This window comes from Pseudomonas sp. B21-048 (genome assembly GCF_024748615.1).
Taxonomy (GTDB): Bacteria; Pseudomonadota; Gammaproteobacteria; order Pseudomonadales; family Pseudomonadaceae; genus Aquipseudomonas.
The window spans coordinates 3,541,803-3,562,726 of record NZ_CP087168.1 but is presented as its reverse complement, the minus strand read 5'-3'; the positions used below and the strand labels follow the sequence as shown (position 1 = coordinate 3,562,726).

The 20,924-nt window shown below is 57.3% G+C and carries 19 protein-coding genes; 9 read left to right on the top strand and 10 right to left on the bottom strand.

Going from position 1 to position 20,924, the window contains the following annotated elements; translation table 11 throughout:
- The first annotated feature begins 58 nt into the window (after positions 1–58).
- Entirely contained in the window at positions 59–1,018 is a 960-nt protein-coding gene (locus tag LOY56_RS16650; protein WP_258615731.1) for an IS5 family transposase, read from the top strand.
- 147 nt (positions 1,019–1,165) lie between these two features.
- On the opposite strand, the gene LOY56_RS16645 is transcribed toward LOY56_RS16650, so the two are convergent.
- From LOY56_RS16645 to LOY56_RS16620, 6 genes are all read right to left on the bottom strand, one after another.
- Positions 1,166–2,104: an SdiA-regulated domain-containing protein gene (locus LOY56_RS16645; protein WP_258615730.1), complete on the bottom strand. Its 939-nt coding sequence runs from the start codon at positions 2,102–2,104 to the stop codon at positions 1,166–1,168.
- Positions 2,101–3,621, bottom strand: coding sequence for a glycosyltransferase family 39 protein (locus LOY56_RS16640; RefSeq protein ID WP_258615728.1), 1,521 nt, complete (start codon positions 3,619–3,621; stop codon positions 2,101–2,103). Before LOY56_RS16640 ends, LOY56_RS16645 begins: the two co-directional genes overlap by 4 nt.
- A gap of 3 nt (positions 3,622–3,624) precedes the next feature.
- Positions 3,625–3,903: a lipid-A-disaccharide synthase N-terminal domain-containing protein gene (locus LOY56_RS16635; protein WP_205889716.1), complete on the bottom strand. Its 279-nt coding sequence runs from the start codon at positions 3,901–3,903 to the stop codon at positions 3,625–3,627.
- Positions 3,900–4,640 carry a glycosyltransferase family 2 protein gene (locus LOY56_RS16630; protein ID WP_258615722.1) on the bottom strand — a complete coding sequence of 247 codons (741 nt, stop codon included), beginning with the start codon at positions 4,638–4,640 and terminating at the stop codon, positions 3,900–3,902. The genes LOY56_RS16635 and LOY56_RS16630 overlap by 4 nt, the downstream gene beginning before the upstream one ends.
- Positions 4,641–4,689: 49 nt before the next feature.
- Entirely contained in the window at positions 4,690–5,667 is a 978-nt protein-coding gene (locus LOY56_RS16625) for an NAD-dependent epimerase (RefSeq protein WP_258615720.1), read from the bottom strand.
- Between the two features lie 242 nt (positions 5,668–5,909).
- Positions 5,910–6,698, bottom strand: a complete 789-nt coding sequence (locus tag LOY56_RS16620; RefSeq protein ID WP_408980390.1) for an alpha/beta hydrolase — start codon at positions 6,696–6,698, stop codon at positions 5,910–5,912.
- Positions 6,699–7,014: 316 nt separating this feature from the next.
- Between LOY56_RS16620 and LOY56_RS16615 the strand changes: the two genes are divergently transcribed.
- The gene (locus LOY56_RS16615) at positions 7,015–7,833 is read left to right on the top strand and encodes an aldo/keto reductase (protein ID WP_309474888.1); all 819 of its coding nucleotides are present in this window, start codon (positions 7,015–7,017) and stop codon (positions 7,831–7,833) included.
- Between the two features lie 26 nt (positions 7,834–7,859).
- Here LOY56_RS16615 and LOY56_RS16610 read toward each other — a convergent pair whose 3' ends face one another.
- The 4 genes from LOY56_RS16610 to LOY56_RS16595 form a co-directional block, all read right to left on the bottom strand.
- Entirely contained in the window at positions 7,860–9,680 is a 1,821-nt protein-coding gene (locus LOY56_RS16610) for a HAMP domain-containing histidine kinase (protein ID WP_258615716.1), read from the bottom strand.
- Positions 9,681–9,864: 184 nt separating this feature from the next.
- Entirely contained in the window at positions 9,865–11,691 is a 1,827-nt protein-coding gene (gene ftsH, locus LOY56_RS16605) for an ATP-dependent zinc metalloprotease FtsH (protein ID WP_258615711.1), read from the bottom strand.
- 195 nt (positions 11,692–11,886) lie between these two features.
- Positions 11,887–12,432, bottom strand: coding sequence for an Hsp20/alpha crystallin family protein (locus tag LOY56_RS16600; protein ID WP_258615709.1), 546 nt, complete (start codon positions 12,430–12,432; stop codon positions 11,887–11,889).
- A gap of 135 nt (positions 12,433–12,567) precedes the next feature.
- Positions 12,568–13,464, bottom strand: a complete 897-nt coding sequence (locus tag LOY56_RS16595) for a DMT family transporter (RefSeq protein ID WP_258615708.1) — start codon at positions 13,462–13,464, stop codon at positions 12,568–12,570.
- An 87-nt stretch (positions 13,465–13,551) separates the two neighbouring features.
- Between LOY56_RS16595 and LOY56_RS16590 the strand changes: the two genes are divergently transcribed.
- The 7 genes from LOY56_RS16590 (at position 13,552) to LOY56_RS16560 (ending at position 20,904) form a co-directional block, all read left to right on the top strand.
- Positions 13,552–14,883 (top strand): PLP-dependent aminotransferase family protein, encoded by a 1,332-nt coding sequence (locus tag LOY56_RS16590; RefSeq protein WP_258615706.1) that lies wholly within the window; start codon positions 13,552–13,554, stop codon positions 14,881–14,883.
- Between the two features lie 183 nt (positions 14,884–15,066).
- Positions 15,067–15,636, top strand: a complete 570-nt coding sequence (locus LOY56_RS16585; protein WP_258615705.1) for a YceI family protein — start codon at positions 15,067–15,069, stop codon at positions 15,634–15,636.
- Positions 15,637–15,712: 76 nt separating this feature from the next.
- Positions 15,713–16,423, top strand: coding sequence for a GNAT family N-acetyltransferase (locus LOY56_RS16580; protein ID WP_258615704.1), 711 nt, complete (start codon positions 15,713–15,715; stop codon positions 16,421–16,423).
- 318 nt (positions 16,424–16,741) lie between these two features.
- Entirely contained in the window at positions 16,742–18,376 is a 1,635-nt protein-coding gene (gene mqo / locus LOY56_RS16575) for a malate dehydrogenase (quinone) (RefSeq protein ID WP_258615703.1), read from the top strand.
- A 554-nt stretch (positions 18,377–18,930) separates the two neighbouring features.
- The gene (locus LOY56_RS16570; RefSeq protein ID WP_258615702.1) at positions 18,931–19,656 is read left to right on the top strand and encodes a formyltransferase family protein; all 726 of its coding nucleotides are present in this window, start codon (positions 18,931–18,933) and stop codon (positions 19,654–19,656) included.
- A gap of 257 nt (positions 19,657–19,913) precedes the next feature.
- A complete protein-coding gene (locus LOY56_RS16565) occupies positions 19,914–20,243 on the top strand; it encodes a DHCW motif cupin fold protein (protein ID WP_258615701.1) in 330 nt (109 codons plus the stop codon).
- 91 nt (positions 20,244–20,334) lie between these two features.
- Complete coding sequence (locus LOY56_RS16560; protein ID WP_258615699.1) at positions 20,335–20,904, top strand: DJ-1/PfpI family protein; 570 nt, start codon at positions 20,335–20,337, stop codon at positions 20,902–20,904.
- Positions 20,905–20,924: the final 20 nt, after the last annotated feature.

The window sequence follows — 20,924 nt, the reverse complement described above, 5'->3', positions numbered from 1 at the left end:
CTCAAAAAGACTTCCTGATTTTGGCAAAATACCCTGACTCCACCCGCCGAGTTTTCCGATGAAGCAAATGACTTTCGCCGATGCCGAGTACGCCGGAAAACGCAAGCAGACCCGTAAAGAGTTGTTCCTGATCGAGATGGAACGGGTGGTGCCGTGGAAGGGTTTGATTACTCTGATCGAGCGGCACTACCCGAAGGGTGATGGTGGTCGTCCGGCCTATCCGCTGATGGCGATGCTACGTGTCCATCTGATGCAAAACTGGTTCGGCTACAGCGATCCAACGATGGAAGAGGCACTGTACGAGACTACTATTCTGCGCCAGTTTGCTGGGCTGAACCTGGAGCGCATTCCCGACGAAACCACCATCCTCAACTTCCGTCGCCTACTGGAAAAGCACGAGCTGGCGGCGGGGATTCTGGGCGTGATCAATGGCTACCTGGGTGATCGCGGCCTGTCGCTGCGCCAGGGCACCATCGTCGATGCCACGCTGATTCATGCGCCGAGTTCGACCAAGAATCAGGACGGCAAGCGCGACCCGGAAATGCACCAGGCCAAGAAAGGCAATCAATGGTACTTCGGCATGAAGGCCCATATCGGTGTGGATGACGAGTCGGGCCTGGTGCATAGCGTGGTGGGCACGGCGGCCAATGTGGCAGATGTCACGCAGGTCGATAAGCTGCTGCACGGCGACGAAAACGTGGTCTGTGCCGATGCCGGTTATACCGGAGTGGAGAAACGCCCAGAGCATGAAGGTCGCCAAGTCATCTGGCAGATTGCCGCCCGGCGCAGCACCTACCAGAAACTGGGCAAGCGCAGCGTCCTGTACAAAGCCAAGGCGCAGGTAAGGGCGAAGGTCGAGCACCCGTTCCGGGTGATCAAGCGCCAGTTCCGTTATGTGAAGACGCGCTTCCGTGGCCTGGCCAAGAACACGGCACAGCTGGTAACGCTGTTTGCGCTGTCGAATCTGTGGATGGCCCGCCGACATTTACTGGGCGATACAGGAGAGGTGCGCCTGTAATGTGGGGGAATAGCCGCCGGGAGGTGCTCGCAGCGGCTAAAAAGACAGGAATGAGTGAGTGACCTGAGCGTTTTGGATCGACTCGCCACCTTCAAAATCGGCGGTGGCCGAAGTCAGCCAGAAATACGTGGCTACTTCAGACCATCCTTAACGCTTCTGCTGACTCTCCGCCACAGCGGCCTCTGACTTAGTGAACCGATAAAACAGATTAGGCTCACTCACAACGTAAAGCTCGCCGTCGGCGTCCATGGTCATGCCTTCGGCTTGCGGTATGGTTTTTTCGAGATCATCTGTCAGGCCGAGCAGGGAGCGGATGCTGAGGAAGTTACCTTTCTCGTCGAGTTCGGTCAGGTTGGAGGACTGTTCGCTCAGTACCAGCAAGTGACCGGTCCTCGGATCGTAGTAACCCTCGGAAAGATCCATGCCGAAGACGCTGCGGTCGATCCAGCTCGTCAAATCCTTGATGCGCACCTGCAACGAGCCGTCGATGGAAGCCAGCATGCCGGTGACCGAATACAGCTGGCGCGGATCACGTTCCTTGAACGCGAAAATACGATCATTCGCGGCATCATAGGCCACGCCTTCAAAGCCCTTGTTGTGTTCGCTCAGGTTGATCTCGATGGCGACAAATTGGGCGTTTTCCATCTGAATGGGGCCGGGGCTACCCGGCAAGGTCAGGACATACAGTCGTTGTAATACTTCATCGGCGATTACCACGCGCCCATTGCCTATGTAAGCGATGCCTTCGGTGTCCTGGAAGCCAATCAACGGATAACGTTCGAGCAGATCACCGTTACGGCTCATTGCCACAATCTCCATGGGAACACCATTGGTGATCCCCAGCAGACGATCGTGGTCCGGGTCGTAGGCGATGCCGGACAAGTTAGTGACGCCCGCGACGGGCTTGGCCTGGATTACGGCTTTATAGTCCGGCAGCCAGATGTTTTTGTCAGGCGCCTGATTGCCATGCCAGAAGTTTTGCCAGTGCGCATACAGCTGCCGGTGGACCATGAAATGTGCGGAAACCGCGTAGGCGCCCAGTAGTACAACAACGAAAAATATCCCCCATTTCCATTTCTTGCTCATGACTTGTCCTTGTTCCAGCTGAAGCGATAGACCTTGGCAGGTTGTCCGGGTTGGCATTGGCCGTTGTCGGCATCGGCGCCGACGATCGACCACTGCGCACGAGATGTTTCGCCCAGCTCATGGGCGGCCTGGGGATTGAAGCACTGACTCAGCACTTCGTCGGGGACCAAGGCGTAGGCGTCACGGTGTTCGCGCAGCCACAACGCCGCTTGCTCGACCGTGGAGTTGCTCATGCCGAAATGCACGATCGGCTGCCGGGAGAATAACCAGTGGCCCTCGCGCCAATTGACCAATACCAGGTCGGCATCGTGGGTCATGGTCGCCGCCTGCGCCATGATCGCTTCATGAGGGTTGGGGCCGTCCTTGATTGGCTCGATGAAGCCGCGGGCGAACCACAACACAAACCAGCTCACCGCCAGCACCTGGAATACCCGTCGACCGCGCGGGCGCTGACTGAACCAGCGCTTGAGCAGCCAGGGAATCAGCGGTGCCGCTATCAGCACCAGCCCTGGTAACGCCGGATAGATGTACAACTTGCGTTTGCCGCTGCTCAGGCAGAAAAACAGCACCACCAACACGACCCAGCCCAGCAGCACCAGCACTCGACCGTCGTGTTTGCGCAGTTGCCGGCGCCAGGCCGGCACCAGCCACGGCAGGGCCAGCACCAATGGCAGCCAATATTGCGGGATCACGTTGACGAAGAAGTACCAGAACGGTTCGCGATGGTCCCACGCGGCGGCATAACGTGCTGCCGTCTGGCGCAGCAGGATCTCTCGGGCGTAGGCGATATCCTCCGCCGTGCCATTGAGCACAATGGACAGTGCCAGGGGCAGTAGCCAGATGGCGATGGCGCCGAGGGCGACCAAAAATCCCAGGAACCACTTGCGTGCCTCGCCCGGCATGGCCACCACACCGGACCAATTTTTGCGCACCGCGTAGGCATATGGAATCAACATCAGAACCGGGACGAAGCCGACCCCTTTGGTGATCACGCCAATGCCCATGGCGGCGCAGCCCACATAGAACCAGCGCCACGCCGGCCCGAGCAACAAGTGCCGCGCCAATCCATACAGGCCCAGCGACGTGAACAGAATCAACAGGCTGTCGATCTGCCCGGTACGCAGGATGCTGTATGTCTGATACGTGGCCAGGTACAACAGCGCTGCCGTCCGACCGATACGCTGATTCCATAGCCTGCGCCCCAGATCGTAGACCACCGCCGTGACCGTCGCGGCCGACAAAAGCCCTGGAACATAAAGGGCGAGGGCGGGCAGGCCGGTGAGCCACGCGAAGAACGCCACCGTCCACATGAAAATCGGCGGTTTATCGCCGTAGATCTCCGCGGCGCGGTGGGGAATGAACCACGCGCCGTTGTGCAGCATTTCCAGTGCCACGCCGAGGAAACGTTCCTCGTCCACATTCTGCGGTTGACGCAGCCCCAATCCGGCGCCGATCAATAGCAAGGCAAGCAGCATCAAGCCCAGGCATTCGATGCCAGGCGACAAGGTTTTGCGCATGGCTCAGTCCTTCAAGTGTTTGCTGCGGGCAATCAATTGCAAGTTGCGCAAATAGACGATGGAGCCAAAGGCCTGACCGACAATGAAGACCGGGTCTTCGCGGTAAATGGCATAAGCGAACAGCAGGGTGCTGCCAACGATACTCAGGTACCAGAAGCTCACCGGGATCACGCTGCGTTTCTTGTATTCGCTGTACAGCCACTGCAAGACGAAGCGACCGGTGAAGGCGATCTGGCCACCGAAGCCGATCACCAGCCACAGGGTTTCGCGGGAGAGGTTCATCCTTCGATCTCCTGTGCGTTGGTGTTCAACCGTGTGCGCTTGATCAGCCACCACACGCCGAACAGGTCGAGAATGCCCACCAGGGCACGGTCGATGTTGCCGTATTTGGACACCCCGGCGGTGCGGGGGCGGTGATTGACCGGGTGGACGATCATGCGGCCGTTGTGCCGCTGGATCAGGGCGGGAATGAACCGATGCATATGATCGAAGTACGGCAAGCGCAGAAACGCCGCGCGCTCGATCAGCTTCAGCCCGCAGCCGGTGTCCGGGGTGGCGTCGTTAAGCAGGCGACTGCGCAGGCCGTTGGCGAAACGCGAGGCCCAGCGCTTGCTCGCGGTATCGCGGCGGTTGACCCGGTGTCCGGCCACCAATTGAACGTCGACCAGACCCTGTTCACCGCGCACCAGCGCCAACATCCCGGGGATGTCCGCCGGGTCGTTTTGACCGTCGCCATCGAGTGTTGCCAGCCATTGCCCCCGGGCGTTGAGCGCCGCGTGATAGAGCGAGGTGCTTTGCCCCAGCGAGCGCTCATGACGCAGGATGCGCAATGTGTTCAGGCCGCTGCTTTTCATCTGCCGCAGTTCATGCAAGGTGGCATCGGTGCTGCCATCGTCCACGACAATGATTTCGTAGGCCTCATCGGCCATTGCGGTGCGGATTTCCTCAAGTAACGGTTTGAGGTTGTTCGCTTCGTTCTTTGCTGGAATCAATACAGATACAAAAATGTCTTGGCTCATAGAGTCCTCCCCCTTGCTCCTTGGTCTTTTATTATCAAGGGCTCACGTTTCATATCTGGTAGAAGTGGCGATACCACTTCACAAACTCCGCCACGCCTGTCTCAACCGGCACTTGAGGGCGGAAGTCGACCCACTCGGCCAGTGCCGAAATATCGGCCCAGGTCTTGACCACATCGCCTGCCTGTAGCGGCATGAAGTTGCGTTGGGCTTTGACGCCCAGCGCCGCTTCCAGGCAATCGACGAACTCCAGCAGTGGCACCGGCTGGCCGCGGCCTATGTTGAATATTCGGTTTACGCCGGCGTCTGGCGCATTCGGCACCGGTGGCTTTGGACGCAGGCGAGCGATGCTTTCGACGATGTCGTCGATGTAGGTGAAGTCGCGCGACATCTGGCCATGGTTATAGATGTCGATCGGCAAGCCTTTAAGGATCGCCTCGGTAAACTTGAACAGCGCCATGTCGGGGCGCCCCCAAGGCCCGTAAACGGTAAAAAAGCGCAGGCCGCTGGCCTTCAGGCCATAGAGGTGGCAATAGCTGTGCGCCAACAGTTCATTGGCCCGTTTTGTGGCGGCATACAGCGAAATGGGATGATCGACGGCGTCTTCGACGCTGAACGGCATTTTGCGGTTGGTGCCGTACACCGAGCTGCTCGAGGCATAGATCAGATGCGCGGGGCGATGGTGCCGGCAGGCTTCCAGCACATTGAGAAACCCCACCATATTGGACTGCGCATAGACGTCCGGGTTGTCCAGCGAATGGCGAATGCCCGCTTGGGCCGCCAGGTGCACAACCTCGGTGAACGCATGGTCTTCGAACAACGCCATCAAGGCCGGTTTATCGACAATGTCCAGCTGCTGGAAACGAAAGCCCGGCAAGGATTCCAGTTCCTTGAGCCGTGCGTGTTTGAGTTCCACGCTGTAGTAGTCGTTGAGGTTGTCGATACCGACCACTTCAATGCCTTCGCGACACAAACGCTTGACGGTGTGATGCCCGATGAAACCGGCGGCGCCCGTGACCAGAACCGTCATGAAGCCTGTACCTGCGCGCGACAAATCCCCGTCCTGCACAACGGATGCCTTTGCATGACAATCACCCTCGAGTGCGCGCTGATCAGCGTATTTTTTTGGGTCGATACCACCGTTGGCTCCTTGCCTTGCTTCATTGCACTGTCAATAAGGCTTATACCCTGCCTGCTCAAATGTAAAAAAATGTTAAGTATTGATGTCGATTGTGTGACGGCCTTCCGATGCGCCTGCGGGTGTGCGGCCCTTCACAGCGCGGAACCCAGCAGCTTGAGATATTGGGGGCTTTCGGATATCGAATTGTGGCCCGTGCCCGGTATCACCTGCAGCGTGGCCACGCCCTTGGCGAAATGGGTGTAGAGCTTTTCTGTGCTTGAACGCGGTATGACTTCGTCGTGCTCGGCCGCGATCAATAGCGTCGGTACGCTGATGTGAGCGGCGTATTTCCATGATTCGAACCTGTCCTGAAGCAGCCATTTCACCGGGAACCAGGGGAACTGGCGTACGGCAAGGTCTTCAAGGCTGTTGTAGGGCGTGATCAGGATCAGCCGCGAGGCCGGGCGTTGGCTGGCCAGGCGCACGGCGACGCCCGAGCCCAGGCTGCGTCCGACCACGGCGATAGTGGGGTGGGTGTTGAAAACCATGTCGAACAAGGTCATGGCATCGCGCTGAATCGCCTCCTCGGACGGCGACCCGGAACTGCCGCCGTAGCCTCGGTAATGCAGCAAATAGATCGCATGATCGGCAAAGGCCTGCGAAAACCCGGGCAGGCTGCGGGAAACATCCTCGGCATTGCCGCCGAAGTAGATCAACGCCTTCGGGCCGTCGTGGGGCCTGACGGTCACCAGCACCTGCGCGTCGGCGACTTGCAACATCAGCAGTGTTTCGGGGGCGTCGATGGCACGTGGCTGCGGGTAGTAGATAAGCGCGCGTTGAAACACAAACAGCGCGGCGCAGAGCAGCAGGTACGCAACGACAACAAATGCGAAGAGAGACACCAGGCTTCGTGACATTCGGCTAAGTTTAGTGGACGACATTGACTGCTTTGGGCCTTGAGACAGCGATTGCTTGAGTGCCGCCAAAGTGTAGTTCACTGATTTCAGCTGTACAGGAGAGGTGCCCAATGCCAGTCAGTCAGAAAATAGAACAAGCAATGAATTACCTGTTGCGAGGGAGCAAGCTCCCTCGCAACAGGTTCAGTATCACGCTTGACTGACTGGTATTGGCCCATGCCCGTGGTTGTTTTCACCCGCAGTAGAAATACTCACGCTGGCTGCCGGTGTTTCGGTGGTCTTCACCTTCTATCCGGCCTTTGCTGCATCGGTGCCGTCGATGGAAACAGGAGGCAAGAACATGCTGACCCGAGCGATTCCCTCCAGCAACGAACCATTACCCATCGTCGGATTGGGCACTTATCGTGGCTTTGATGTCGAGCCCTCAAGTCCCGCTTACAAGAGCCTGCCCGCCGTTCTCAATGCATTGTTCGATAAGGGTGCAAAGCTGATCGACGTCTCGCCCATGTACGGTCGGGCCGAGCAGACGACCGGTGAATTGCTGTCGATCCATCGGCCTCGTTCGCCAGCGTTTCTGGCCACCAAAGTCTGGACTCAGGGTCGGGAAGAAGGCATCGCGCAGATGGAACAGTCCTTCAAGCTATTGCAGACAGACCGTATCGATCTGATGCAGATTCACAACCTGCTGGACTGGAAAACCCACCTGTCCACTCTGCGCCAATGGAAGGCAGAAGGGCGCATCCGCTACATCGGCATCACCCATTACACAGCGTCGGCCTATGATGAAGTGGAGGCGGTGTTGAAAGCCGAACCGCTGGATTTTTTGCAGATCAACTATGCCCTGGATGACCGCGGCGTCGAGAAACGAATCCTGCCGCTGTGTCGTGAACGCGGAGTGGCAGTGATCTGCAATCGGCCTTTCGGCGGCGGTGGCTTGCTCGCTCGATTGAAAGGCAAACCGCTGCCGGGATGGGCTGCGCAAGTGGGGGTCAACAGTTGGGCGCAACTGGCGCTCAAGTTCCTGCTGGCTCATCCGGCGGTGACCTGCGTCATCCCAGGCACGAGCAACCCGCGCTACATGGCGCAAAACGCCGGTGCCGGTTTCGGCCCGATGCTCACGGATGCGCAGCGCCAGCAGTTGATGGCCTTGGTGGGGTAATTGTGAAAGCCCCATGGGTTCTGCGCTTAACTGACTGACATTCCAGCGGTCGGCAATGCCTCGGCTGTCTCCAGCGGAATCTCCAGGGTGAAAAGCGCTCCCTGGCCTCGTCCGTCACTATGGACGCGAAGGTGCCCATTCATCTCCACCGCCGCGAGTGCGCAGCTGTGCAGGCCGAATCCATGGCCTTCCTTGCGCGTGGTAAAACCGTGATTGAAGATGCGGGTCAGGTTCTCGGCGGCGATCCCTTCACCCTGATCCTCTACACTGAAGCGCAGCGTGGCGTTATCGATAATCTTGATGCCCAGCGTCATATGGCGCTGATGATCACTGACCTTGGTCATCGCATATTTGGCATTACTGATCAGGTTAATCAGGATCAACAGCAGCCGGTGTTTATCGCCAATGATGGTCGGTGTCGCCTGGTAGTCCTTGGTAACCGTGACATGGTGTCGACTCAGAGCACCGGAATTCATGCGTAACGCATCCTCGAACAGATCGACGACGTTCAACGGCTCGACCAGCCTGGCGGCGCCGGCATAGGCTTGTTGGGTGGCTACGATGTCCTTGATGTGATCGATGCTTTTGGTGAGTTGCGCCAGTTCATCAACGATGCTCGATTGCTCGGCCGCAATGGAGTCGACCAGTTGATTGAGGTAAACGGGAAGCAGTTTGCCTTTTTCATCGTGCATCATGAACTGCCCCAGGTCTTGGGCATGCTCGTTCATCATGTTCACTGCTTTACCCAAGCCAAGGGTTTTGCTGGCCGCCAATTTGCGGGTAATCAAGTCTGCCGAGACGTTAACGCTGTTCAGCACATTGCCTACGTTGTGCAACACGTTGGTTGCGATCTCCGCCATGCCGGCCATCCGCGCGGCATCGACCAGTTCGCGCTCGGCTTCCAGCAGTTCGCGGGTGCGCTCCTCGACCCGTTGTTCCAGCCGTTCGTTTGCCATTTGCAACTCATTGTTCATCTTGTTGATCACGGCATAACTGCGAATCAGGCGAACGGCCAGGTACAACAACAGCAGCGCCATGATGCCGGCGCATATTCCCAGATAAAGGTGATATTGGCGGTCTGTCGCGCCGGTGCGCCGTTGTGTCTCGTTCAATAACTCGGTGATGCTGTCGAGCTGCCGTGCGACCGGAATCACACTGATGCGATCAAGCAAGTCATTGACGATGGGTTGCTCTCGAACGATGGCATTCACAGCCCCTACAAATGCCGTGAAAGGCGGGCGCTGTTCCGGTAGCAGTTGATTGATGTATCCATTCAGGTCTTTCAGATGTCCGGAGATTTCCTCAGCCCTTTCGGTGGAAACATAGAGGGCGTATTCAAGGGTGTCCAACGTAAGATCGAATACCAGTGAGGCCGCCTCGGCATGCAACAACGGGTGTTTGACGTTGAAATCTTCCCGCAGCGACTGAATGTTGTCTTCCAGCTCAGGCAGGGCATCCAGTGACGTACGCAACACCGTATTGTGTTGTTTGAATTGCTCAACCAACCGCGTTTTGTTTTCTACCGCATCCAGATAACCCTGGCGTCGGGTTTGCCAAAGGGTCGAGAGAGGGCCAATCGCATTGAGGTTGTCGATCTGCGCCCATCGCTGTTCTGCTTCAGCGGGCGTCCCCAGAAACAAATTGTTGTTCAGGCCGATTTTGGCTCTCAGAATCTTCACGTTCCAATTGGCATCGTACTGCTTGAGTTGGCGCACGAAGTCGCGCGATTCGAAGTAGGTCGACGTATCGTAGGAATAGGATTTGATCAGCAAAAATATCAGTACGCTGAAAAGGGTCAGCGCAATGGCGCCCAAGGCAGTCCATTTGTAATGATTGGAAAGCTCCATTGCGGCATTCCTCCCTGGGCCATCCTGAGAGAGAGACTGCCAACGGTTAATGAGTTCCATTTTTGCGCTCCCTGCAAAATGGCGAATAATCACCACATCGTTTGTAAGCCTAGCGCTGTTGGTGGACAGTGTCGGAAAAAACACCGAATGGGGATGGATACCATCAGCGGATTGATCAGTAGCGTCACGGTCGCGGCAATGCCGGGGCTGGTTTCAACGGTAGTAGTGGCGGGAATTCCTCAGGCGTGAGCGTTTCTTTTTCCAGCAACAGGCGGGCCCCCTCATCCAGGTCGGCCCGACGACTCGCAAGCAATGCCTTGGCCCGTTGGTAGGCTTCATCGAGCAGGGCGCGAATGCCCAGGTCGATTTCCCGGGCGGTTTGTTCTGAATAGTCTTTCTCGCCCACCGTGGCCATGCGGTCCCCCAGGTACGTTGCGTTTTGCCGCTCCAGCACCGACTGTCCGAGTTCGGGGCTCATGCCGAACCGGGTGATCAGTTGCCGGGCGATATCAGTCGCGCGACCCAGATCATCGGCGGCCCCGGTGGATATCTGGCCATAGACAAGGTCCTCGGCGGCGCGCCCGGACATCAGCACGACAATCCGGTCCTTGAGGGTCTGGCAACTGATCAGGAAATGATCCTCGGTCGGTCGCTGCAGGGTATAGCCGAGCGAGCCTATGGCGCGGGGCACGATCGACACTTTATGCACCGGGTCCATCGCCGGCAGCGTGCTGGCGGCCAGGGCATGCCCCATTTCGTGATAGGCCACCACCCGGCGCTCGTCGGGATCGAGCAGGTTGCTCTTGCGTTCGAGCCCGGCGATGAGGCGTTCTACTGCCGCGGTAAAATCGTCCAGGTTGACCGCTTCGGCGTCGCGACGGGTGGCGACAATGGCTGCTTCGTTAACCAGGTTGGCCAGGTCGGCGCCGGTGAAGCCAGTGGTGATCTCGGCAATACGCGCACCATCGAGCCCTGGCTCCACGGTGATTTTCTGCAGATGAACCTTAAGGATCGCCTCCCGTCCTTTGCGATCGGGGCGGTCGATCAGAATCTGCCGGTCGAAGCGGCCGGCCCGCAACAATGCCGGATCGAGGACCTCCGGCCGGTTGGTCGCCGCCAGCAACACGACGCCCTCACGAGGATCGAAGCCATCCAGTTCAGCCAGTAACTGGTTGAGGGTCTGTTCTTTTTCGTCATTGCCACCCAGCGTACCGACGCCGCGCATCTTGCCCAGCGCGTCGAGTTCATCGATGAAGATGATGCAGGGCGCCGCCTGCCTGGCCTGTTCGAACAGGTCGCGGACCCGGGCCGCACCGACGCCGACGAACATTTCGACGAACTCGGAGCCCGAGATTGAGAAAAACGGTACACCGGCTTCACCGGCGATGGCTTTGGCCACCAGCGTCTTGCCGGTGCCTGGTGGGCCGACCAGCAAGGTGCCCTTGGGAATGTGCGCGCCCAGGCGTGCGTATCGGGCCTTGTCCTTAAGGAACGAGACGATTTCCACCAGCTCGGCCTTGGCTTCGTCGATGCCCGCGACATCGGCGAAGGTCACCCCGGTGTCGCGTTCGACAAAGATCCTGGCCCGTGACTTGCCGACATTCATCAGCCCGCCAAGGCCTTGTTTGTCCGCCATCCCGCGAAACAGGAAATTCCAGAACACCATGATCAGGACAAACGGCAACAACCAGCCCAGCAGGCCGTTCATAAAGGTGTTTTCAGTGATTCCAGTAAATCCGACACCCGATTGAGAGAGTTCCGTGGCCAGCGCCGGATCGACCCTCACCGTGGAGAACCGATCGTGTCCGTCGATGGGCTCTTGCAACTTGCCACTGATCTGGTCCTTATCGACCCGCAAATCGCTGACTTTCTGCTCGTTCAACAGTTGCAGGAATTGGCTGTAGGGGAGGGGCTGCACGGCTTGGCGCTCGCCAAAGAAAACCTGCATGAGGCTCAACACGATAAAAGCGATCGCGAAGTAGGACAGGTTCCACTGTTCGTTCTTTTTCATGGCCTTGGCTCAGCGTGGGAACGTAGAGTCGTTCATAACGAGCCGCGCCTGTAAACCGCTTCTTGTAGAAGCCAGCGGTGCCCTTAACTGATTGGCATTGGCCGCGTCTGCCCGGTTATTTGTTAGACCACGACAAAAAAGCCCCGTGCCGGCTTCCCGACAAGGGGCTTTTTTGCGCTAAGGGCTGTCTCGGGTTCAGCTGGATTTGATTTGCACCTTTTTGTCCGCGTTTATGGCTTCGGGTTTTTTCGGCAACGAAATACTCAGCACACCTTTGCTGAAGTTCGCTTCGATTTTGTCGGCATCAACGCCTTTGGGCAGGCTGAACGCTCGCTGGAAAGAGCCATAGTGACGCTCTGACAGGTGATAGCCCTTTCTTTTCTCTTCCTTGTCCTCTTTCTTTTCACCTTTGATGATCAGATTGCCGTTGGACAATTTGATGTCGATATTGTCCTGATCCATGCCTGGCAGTTCAGCGGTGATTTCGAAGCTTTCATCCTTCTCGGTAATGTCCACCGCCGGCAGGCTGCGGCCGATAAATTCCCGACTCCAGAACGGTTCGACATCAAACAGCCCGCGCCGGAAAGGCGTCAGCCCCGACCCACGATTGAAGTCTTCGAACAGGTGATCGACCTGTTGGCGCAGTCTATCCAAGGGCCGCCAAGGGTCTGTCGCCATCGGTTGCTGATTGGTTTTTTCGTCGTCGGTGTGCACCGGCATTTTCTTCTCGACATTGGCCATTTTTCATTCCTCCTATCGAGTACGGCGGTGGGCCGGAAACATCTCGGAGGCCGGTCCACCACGACAGATTCAGGCCTTACCTTAAAAGATTAGTCTTCCTGCGGTGCCGAAGCCAACCTGCAGACGGAACGCGATCTACTTCGAAAACGTTCGTGCTCCGACCACGCAAAGGATTACCGCAACCGTCACACCCAACATGCCCAGGCTGACGTGTTCATGCAGCAGCGTGGCCGCCAGCGCCAGGCCAAAAAACGGCTGCAGCAATTGAAGCTGACCGACGGCGGCAATTCCGCCCTGGGCCAGCCCGCGGTACCAGAACACGAAGCCGAGAAACATGCTGAACAGCGAGACGTAAGCCAGGCTGAACCATGCGGTCGGCGTTATTTCCGAGAGCGAAGGCGGGGCCAGGTACCAGGTCAGCGGGATCATGACGGGCAATGACAGCACCAGGGCCCAGGAAATCACCTGCCAGCCGCCCAGCGTTCTTGAAAGCTTCGCACCTTCTGCATAGCCCAATCCACACGCGAGGATGGCCAGCAACATCAGGATGTCCCCCGCCGGAGAAGCCGTCAGGCCTTGGGAAACGGCAAACCCCACCACCAGCAGGCTGCCCAACACCGAGAAGAACCAGAAAACCGACCGGGGACGCTCTCCACCGCGCCAGACTCCGAAGGCTGCCGTGGCCAGTGGCAGCAGGCCGACGAAGACGATGGAATGCGCAGAGGTCACATATTGCAACGCCAGCGCCGTCAGCAGCGGAAACCCGAATACAACGCCCAGCGCCACGATTGCCAGGGAGAGAAGCTGACGCTTGGCCGGTCGCTTTTCATTGAAAAGCAGCAACATGCACAATGCCAAAATGGCCGCGATGCTGGCCCGGGCCACCGTCAAAAAGACCGGGTCAAACTCCAGAACGGCCACCCGCGTCGCAGGCAGCGAGCCGCTGAAGATGAGCACGCCGATGAACCCATTGAGCCATCCGCTCGCGGTCTTTTCCGTGGTGTGGTGTTTCAGGTTCGATGTGCGTTCCATTGAGCACTCCCTTATGTGGGTTGCATGGGGGGCATCGTATGGATGAAACTCAATACAATCAAAATATTGTCATGGATACACTTGCGCATGCCTCGTTCACGCTACAAATCACTGGTGGATGAATTTGCAGCCGCTATCCGCTCTGGACGACTGTTGCCCGGCACGCGCTTGCCGACGCACCGTCAGTTGGCGGCAACCGAAGGGCTGGCTTTGGTGACGGCAACCCGGGTCTACGCGGAGCTGGAAGCCATGGGGCTGGTCAGCGGGGAAGCGGGGCGGGGGACATTCGTCAGGGAAACCTCGTGGTCACCCAACCAGGCTATCGACCAGCATGCCGTTGCCACTGGCATGACGGACCTGAACTTCAACTATCCGGCGCTTCCCGGACAGACAGAACTGTTGCGCAATGCGCTGCGTCAGCTCGCATCGGCCGGCGATCTGGAATCACTGCTGCGCTATCAACCACACGCGGGGCGCCCGCATGAACGCGCCTCGGTGGCGCGCCATCTGCGCGTGCGAGGTCTGACGGTCGAGGCGGAGCAGGTGCTGATCGTCAACGGTGCCCAGCAGGGGTTGGCCGTGACGATGATGGCGCTGTTGCAACCCGGTGATGTGATTGCGGCGGATGCGTTGACCTATTCAGGATTCAAAGCCCTGGCCGACTCATTGCACCTTGAAATCGTGCCCGTTCCGGTGCTCGATCACGGACCTGATCTGCAGGCATTGGAAAGCCTGTGCCGGCATCGACGCGTGCGGGCCGTGTACACGATGCCGACACTGCACAATCCGCTGGGATGGGTGATGAGTGCCGATCAACGGGAATACCTGGTCACGATTGCGCGTCGGCATGGGCTGCTGATCATCGAGGATGCCGCTTACGCCTTCCTGGCGGAAAATCCCCCCGCACCGCTGGCGGCACTAGCCCCCGAGAGGACGGTCTACGTGTCAGGCCTCTCCAAGAGTGTGGCCACCGGACTGCGCGTCGGCTTCGTCGTCGCCCCCCTTCAACACGTGCCCGTGCTGGAGCGCACGATCAAAGCGACCACTTGGAATACCCCGGGCGTGATGACGGCAATCGCCACTGCATGGCTCGACGACGGCACCGTCCTGCAACTGGAAGCCGAAAAACGCCGCGACGCACAGGCCAGGCAAGCCGTGGCCACCGAGGTCCTGGCGGGGCTGCGCTGCATTCGCCATCCATCGTCGTATTTTCTTTGGCTGCCGTTGTCGGAAGACGCAAGGGCTGACCAGATCGCCATGGCGTTGATGCGCGAAAACGTGTCGGTTTCCACCGCCGAACCCTTTGCCACCTCGGCCAACGTCCCGCATGCGTTTCGCTTGGCGCTGGGCTCCGTGGAAATGGGCGCATTGCGCGAGGCGCTGGAAAAAGTGAAGTGGATGGTTGGGGCTTATTCGTAGTCAGCCCCTACAGACGAATCCTTAAGTTGTCATGGGATCTGTAGCGGCGGGCTTTGCCAACGGCTACAGACCGCATTTATCCCCGCATCTAGCGTAACCGGCGAATATTTGCTTAAGTCCAGCTATCGCAGCCAAACGGGTGTGGTACTTAATCCCTGAAGGGCGCTTCAACCAGAGAATCCCATGACCCCTCGATTCACGCGTTTCGCCACGTTGCTCGCCATCCTCACAGTCGGCACTTTGCCCTGCGCCCACGCCGTCGAATACACCCAAGTGAACACCACCGCCAGCAAGATATCGTTCACCTATAACCAGTTCGGCTCCCGGGCGTACGGTACGTTTGGCAAGTTCGACGCCACGCTCGATTTCGACACGGCGAACCCCACCGCAGCCCACGCCAGATTGACCATCGACCTTGCCAGCATTGACGCCGGGGGCAGTGATGCAAATACCGAGTTGCAAAAGCCCGCCTGGTTCAACACGGCGGACTATCCGGTGGCAACCTTTGAATCGACCGGGGTGAAAGCACTGGGCGACCACCGTTACTTGATCACTGGCAACCTCTCGCTCAGAGGCATGACGAGCGAGTTGCAGGTGAAGGTGCAGTTGAAGCCGGAAAAGGCCATCGGCATCTTCGATGGCGACATCGTTGTGAAACGCAGGGACTTCAAGATCGGAGAAGGGGAGTGGGGTGACACGGTTGTCTCCAACGACATCAACATCCGCTTCCGCATCGTCGCGCCCGAGCGGTGATTTTCCTGCGAGGGGCTCGATCTGTGACAATAGCGGGCTGATGCTCAGCAAGCCTTAACCCGGAGTCTGAAACGCAATGCCCCAGCTCACCCACTTTGCCACCCCGTGCCCGGAGCCCATCAACAACCAGATCCTGCAGATGGTCGTCGACAACCTGACTGACATCAGCATGGTGGGCATCGCGCCGAGCAACCCGTTGTACAACGTCTATCAATACACGGTGGGTTACGAGGTTCATCTCTACCTCGAAGCGCTCGGCGGCGCCAAGGGCGTTGCGGTCGAGCTGATCGTCGCAACGGACGATGAAGACCCTGCGCGGGTGGTTGGCTTTCTGCTGTACCTCCCAGTCAAGGACGATCCCGAGGCGTGCGGCGTGGCGTACATGGCGGTGCAGGCCAGCCACCGGCGGCAGGGTGTCGCCCGGGCGATGCTGCAAGACATGCTCAGCCGTTACTCGCATGCCGAACTGACCTGCACCGTCGCCAAGGTGCCCTGGTTCGAATCGATGGGCTTTCAAGTGTTGGGCGTGCGCGGCACTCAGGTGCTGATGAACACCCGTGATCACGGCACCGAAGGCTTGATGGGCTTATTAGATGTCACATCTATCTACAGTTCTTTAGAGGTGCGGCAGATACATACGTATCTGCTGCAGAAACACGGCAAGCGGGCGATGATCGATGCAGAGAAGCAGCGCGACCGACATCTCGACCAGATGACGCGCAACGCCAAGGCGTTTGTGCTGGAACGTTTGAGCAAAGACGCCGGTCGCGGACCCCGTCCCGTCTAGACTGTTGGGTCCTTTCGGGCGCGCAGGCTGGCCGTGGCGTGATATTCTGTCGCATTAATTTGGTTTGACTTATTCGGTTCGTACGTCCACAGACGTCCGACAGAATCAATGTCGCTCAAAGTAGCTGAGCCAATAATGATAAAAATCAGTACGCGAGGGACATATAACTGAGGTCGATGGAGACACGTCGGCCTTGTGTGCCCACCTTCAAATCCTTGTACATGCAGGAACCCACGGCACGCTGCCTGCGTACCCGTACACTTGGGTTGCTCATGATTGAGGATTGGGGGCGGATGGCGTTTATCATAGGTGCTACAGATGTTTAAGAAACTGAACACAGCCCTGCTGGGGCTGGCTTTGTCGATGGGGATCACGTCCGCCTACGCGCAAGAGACAAATAAAGTCGATGTGCTGCTCATTGGCGGCGGCATCATGAGTGCAACACTGGGTGTATGGCTCAATGAGCTGGAACCCGACCTGTCGATGGAAATGGTCGAGCGCCTCGACGGCGTCGCCCAGGAAAGCTCCAACGGCTGGAACAACGCCGGTACCGGTCACTCCGCCCTGGCCGAGTTGAACTACACCCCGGAAGACGATAAGGGCAACGTCCAGATCGCCAAAGCCGTTGAAATCAACGAAGCCTTCCAGATCTCCCGTCAGTTCTGGGCCTGGCAAGTTCAGCAAGGCGTGCTGAAGAACCCGCGTTCGTTCATCAACTCCACGCCGCACATGAGCTTTGTGTGGGGCGATGACAACATCAAGTTTCTGAAGAAGCGCTACGAAGCCCTGCAAGCGAGCCCGCTGTTCGCCGGCATGCAGTACTCCGAAGACCCGGCTGTGATCAAGAAGTGGGTTCCGCTGATGATGGAAGGGCGTGACCCGAACCAGAAAGTCGCGGCCACCTGGAGCCCGCTCGGCACCGACATGAACTTTGGCGAGATCACCCGCCAGTTCGTCGCGCACCTGCAAACCACACCGAAGTTCGACTTGAAACTGTCTAGCGAAGTGCAAGACATCACCAAGAACGCAGACGGCAGCTGGCGCGTCAGCTACAAAAACCTGAAAGACGGCACCAAAACCGAAACCGACGCCAAGTTCGTCTTTATCGGCGCGGGCGGCGGTGCACTGCACCTGCTGCAGAAGTCCGGCATTCCTGAAGCCAAGGAATACGCAGGCTTCCCGGTTGGCGGCTCGTTCCTTGTGACGGAAAACCCGACCATCGCCGAACAACACCTGGCCAAGGCCTACGGCAAAGCCTCCGTTGGCGCACCGCCAATGTCGGTTCCGCACCTGGACACCCGTGTACTGGACGGCAAGCGCGTCATCCTGTTTGGCCCATTCGCGACCTTCAGCACCAAGTTCCTGAAAGAAGGTTCGTACTTGGACCTGCTGACCACCACGACCACACACAACGTGTGGCCAATGACCAAGGTCGGCATCAAGGAATACCCGCTGGTCGAGTACCTTGCAGGCCAACTGATGCTGTCTGACGAAGACCGCATGAACGCCCTGAAAGAATACTTCCCGAACGCCAAAGCCGAAGACTGGCGCCTGTGGCAAGCCGGCCAACGCGTGCAAATCATCAAGCGTGATGAAGCGGCGGGTGGCGTGCTGAAGCTGGGCACCGAGATTGTTGCTTCTGCTGACGGCACTATTGCTGGTCTGCTGGGCGCATCGCCAGGCGCTTCGACTGCTGCACCGATCATGCTGACCGTGCTGCAGAAAGTGTTCAAGGACAAGGTTGCGACCCCAGCCTGGCAGGAAAAGCTGCATCAGATCGTGCCGAGCTATGGCACTCAGCTGAACAGCAACCCTGCGAAAGTGGCTGAAGAGTGGGCTTACACCGCCAAGGTGCTTGAGCTGACTCCGCCGCCGGTGATTGGTCAGGTGGCGGCTCCGGCGGCTCCGGCTAAGGCGCCGAAGGCTAATGCTGCGACTGATATGGCTTTGTAAGTAGAAGCGTAATCGGAAAGCCCACTGAACCGGTGACGGTCAGTGGGCTTTTTTGTGCGTGGGATTCAGTGCAGATGATTCGCGAGAGTCGCTAAAAGGAAATGCTTTTGTGGCGAGGGAGCTTGCTCCCGTTGGGCTGCGGAGCAGCCCCAGCGCGTGATCGGCGGTTTGCTGGTCATGCTTCTACGACATGCGGGGCGGTTCACCTTTGCACCTGCAATGGGCTGCATATTAGGTCACACGATTGTTGAGCCGCCTGCCCACCTCACAGGCGAGAAGTACAAGAATCCAAAAGCCCAGAATAGCTATTACCGAAGTTCACATTGCCCAGGATGAACTAACCCGATATTTTGTGAGCGTTCTGCAAAAAATCAAAAGCACAAAAAAGGCCCACCTTTCGGTGAGCCCTTCTAGATCGCCCAGCAGAGCGTATATCGTTTGTAGCCGCGATGGCCGCCATACCCCTATCCTGTCAAGAAAGGGGGCGAATCGCTATGGCTCTCTGGTGAACAGTTTCACGGCTGCAAGGCTTCGGAGTCTCATACCGATTACGCATGCGTCAGACACCTCAAGCCAAGTCACATCAGAATAGCTCTCATCCACAAACCAACCTAGCGGTACGCGTTATGAGCAACGAACAAAAAAAAGAATCAGCGCAAAGAGTAGTGAGTCCGAGACTTGTAAGGCAAGTGCCGAACCCAAAGTCGAAAGTTTTGTTTCTTGGATATCCGGAAGAAAAAACAAAACTCATCGGCGATCTTATTGATTTTGACTGTGAGGTTTGGCACACAGAAGAAAAAATTAAATCCACCTCTGGTTATGACACAATAATTAGTTACGGATACAGGCACATTCTTAAGCAAGACATCATAGAGAGCTCTCCGGTGCCTATAATTAATCTACATATTTCATATCTGCCGTGGAATCGGGGGGCTCACCCAAATTTTTGGTCTTTTTATGACTCCACTCCAAGCGGGGTGTCGATTCATCTGATTGATGAAAACATAGATACAGGACCTATCCTGTACCAAAAATACGTAAATTTTGGCGCCGAAGAAATAACATTTACTCAGACATACAATAGATTAATACAAGAGATGGAACAGCTTTTTAGAGAAAACATTGAGAGCATAGTAATGAAAAAATTCATCGCCATACCGCAAAGAAGAAAAGGATCTTATCATGGTGTATCTGATTTGCCCGAAGATTTTAGCGGTTGGGACTCCAATATCCAAATCGAAGTGATGCGGCTGGACAAGATTTTGTTGGGGGAAAAGTAGGTGTTATATGATCAAAATTGACAATAGAGAGATTGGCGAAGCTACACCCCCTTGTATTATCGCTGAGCTGTCTGCTAATCATAACGGTTCCATAGAGCGGGCTAAACACTCCATCAAGGCAGCGCTTGCCGAGAGCTTCCTCTGGCTTTCACGCTTGAGCGGGCGCCTGTATCTCATAAATGCGGGGAATCTGTGTCTATCGAAAAGATCACTGGATGGGTACGGTCCACAGACACCCTTTCATTGATGAGGCAACCATGTACCTAACCGATGTTCCCTTTGGTACGACCGATTGGTCGACTGTCGAACCTCTGGAGTATGTTGGACAGACGGGTACCGCCTATTGGCGAACCTGCCAGTTCGGTTCGACGCGTGTGCGGATGGTTGAATACAGTCCTGGCTATCTGGCCGATCACTGGTGCTGGAGAGGTCATATCCTGTTGTGCCTGGAAGGCGAGTTGCACACGGAGTTGGAGGATGGTCGTCAGGTCACACTCACCGCGGGGATGAGCTATCAGGTGGGCAGCAACGCTGAGGGGCATCGATCTTTCAGCACGACGGGTGCCAAGTTGTTCGTAGTGGATTAACGCTGGAATTGACCGCTATCGATCCAAAGCAGCTGTTGAGATCTATTTGTTATCGCTTTATGTTGGTCGTTTTCATGGAGGATTCTAACTGATGGCACGCGTGGGCTTGATACTGACACCCGGTTTTGCGGACTGGGAATACGCTTTCATTGCAGGGACCGCGTCCCCGTTTTACGGGATCGACGTCAGGTTTTTTGCCTCTGCTACGGGGCAGTTCCGCTCGCAGGGTGGATTGGCTGTAACTGTGGATAGCAACTTGCAACAATGCCTGGACTGGAAGCCCGACGTTGTTGTCGTCATCGGTGGAATGATTTGGGAGCATGCAGATGCACCGGACATTCGGGACTTTCTTCATGCTAGTCGTTCAAGTGGAGCGACAATTGCCGGTATCTGTGGGGGAACACTGGCACTCGCGAGGGCCGGGCTTCTCGACTCGGTTTTTCATACCTCGAACAGCGCTGACTTCTTACAACAGAATGCCGTAGGTTATGAAGGCACCACGCTTTATCGAAGCAGCCAAGTAGCTGTGGTTGCCGACCGCATCATAACTGCTCCAGGCCCTGCACCCGTTAGCTTTACCTGCGCCGTGTTCGAAGCTGCCGGACTCTCTTCAGAGATCGTTTCGCAGTTCAGGTCATTGTTGGCAGCGGAACACGGGTAACCGCTTCGCCCTACAAAAAT

Coding starts and splice junctions, on each gene's coding strand:
- LOY56_RS16585 (WP_258615705.1), top strand. CDS start 15,067: ATGACCCCTCGATTCACGCGTTTCGCCACGTTGCTCGCCATCCTCACA.
- LOY56_RS16650 (WP_258615731.1), top strand. CDS start 59: ATGAAGCAAATGACTTTCGCCGATGCCGAGTACGCCGGAAAACGCAAG.
- LOY56_RS16570 (WP_258615702.1), top strand. CDS start 18,931: ATGCGTCAGACACCTCAAGCCAAGTCACATCAGAATAGCTCTCATCCA.
- ftsH (WP_258615711.1), bottom strand. CDS start 11,691: ATGAAAAAGAACGAACAGTGGAACCTGTCCTACTTCGCGATCGCTTTT.
- mqo (WP_258615703.1), top strand. CDS start 16,742: ATGTTTAAGAAACTGAACACAGCCCTGCTGGGGCTGGCTTTGTCGATG.
- LOY56_RS16560 (WP_258615699.1), top strand. CDS start 20,335: ATGGCACGCGTGGGCTTGATACTGACACCCGGTTTTGCGGACTGGGAA.
- LOY56_RS16565 (WP_258615701.1), top strand. CDS start 19,914: ATGTACCTAACCGATGTTCCCTTTGGTACGACCGATTGGTCGACTGTC.
- LOY56_RS16590 (WP_258615706.1), top strand. CDS start 13,552: ATGCCTCGTTCACGCTACAAATCACTGGTGGATGAATTTGCAGCCGCT.
- LOY56_RS16630 (WP_258615722.1), bottom strand. CDS start 4,640: ATGAGCCAAGACATTTTTGTATCTGTATTGATTCCAGCAAAGAACGAA.
- LOY56_RS16615 (WP_309474888.1), top strand. CDS start 7,015: ATGCTGACCCGAGCGATTCCCTCCAGCAACGAACCATTACCCATCGTC.
- LOY56_RS16610 (WP_258615716.1), bottom strand. CDS start 9,680: ATGGAGCTTTCCAATCATTACAAATGGACTGCCTTGGGCGCCATTGCG.
- LOY56_RS16635 (WP_205889716.1), bottom strand. CDS start 3,903: ATGAACCTCTCCCGCGAAACCCTGTGGCTGGTGATCGGCTTCGGTGGC.
- LOY56_RS16625 (WP_258615720.1), bottom strand. CDS start 5,667: ATGACGGTTCTGGTCACGGGCGCCGCCGGTTTCATCGGGCATCACACC.
- LOY56_RS16600 (WP_258615709.1), bottom strand. CDS start 12,432: ATGGCCAATGTCGAGAAGAAAATGCCGGTGCACACCGACGACGAAAAA.
- LOY56_RS16580 (WP_258615704.1), top strand. CDS start 15,713: ATGCCCCAGCTCACCCACTTTGCCACCCCGTGCCCGGAGCCCATCAAC.
- LOY56_RS16620 (WP_408980390.1), bottom strand. CDS start 6,698: ATGTCGTCCACTAAACTTAGCCGAATGTCACGAAGCCTGGTGTCTCTC.
- LOY56_RS16645 (WP_258615730.1), bottom strand. CDS start 2,104: ATGAGCAAGAAATGGAAATGGGGGATATTTTTCGTTGTTGTACTACTG.
- LOY56_RS16595 (WP_258615708.1), bottom strand. CDS start 13,464: ATGGAACGCACATCGAACCTGAAACACCACACCACGGAAAAGACCGCG.
- LOY56_RS16640 (WP_258615728.1), bottom strand. CDS start 3,621: ATGCGCAAAACCTTGTCGCCTGGCATCGAATGCCTGGGCTTGATGCTG.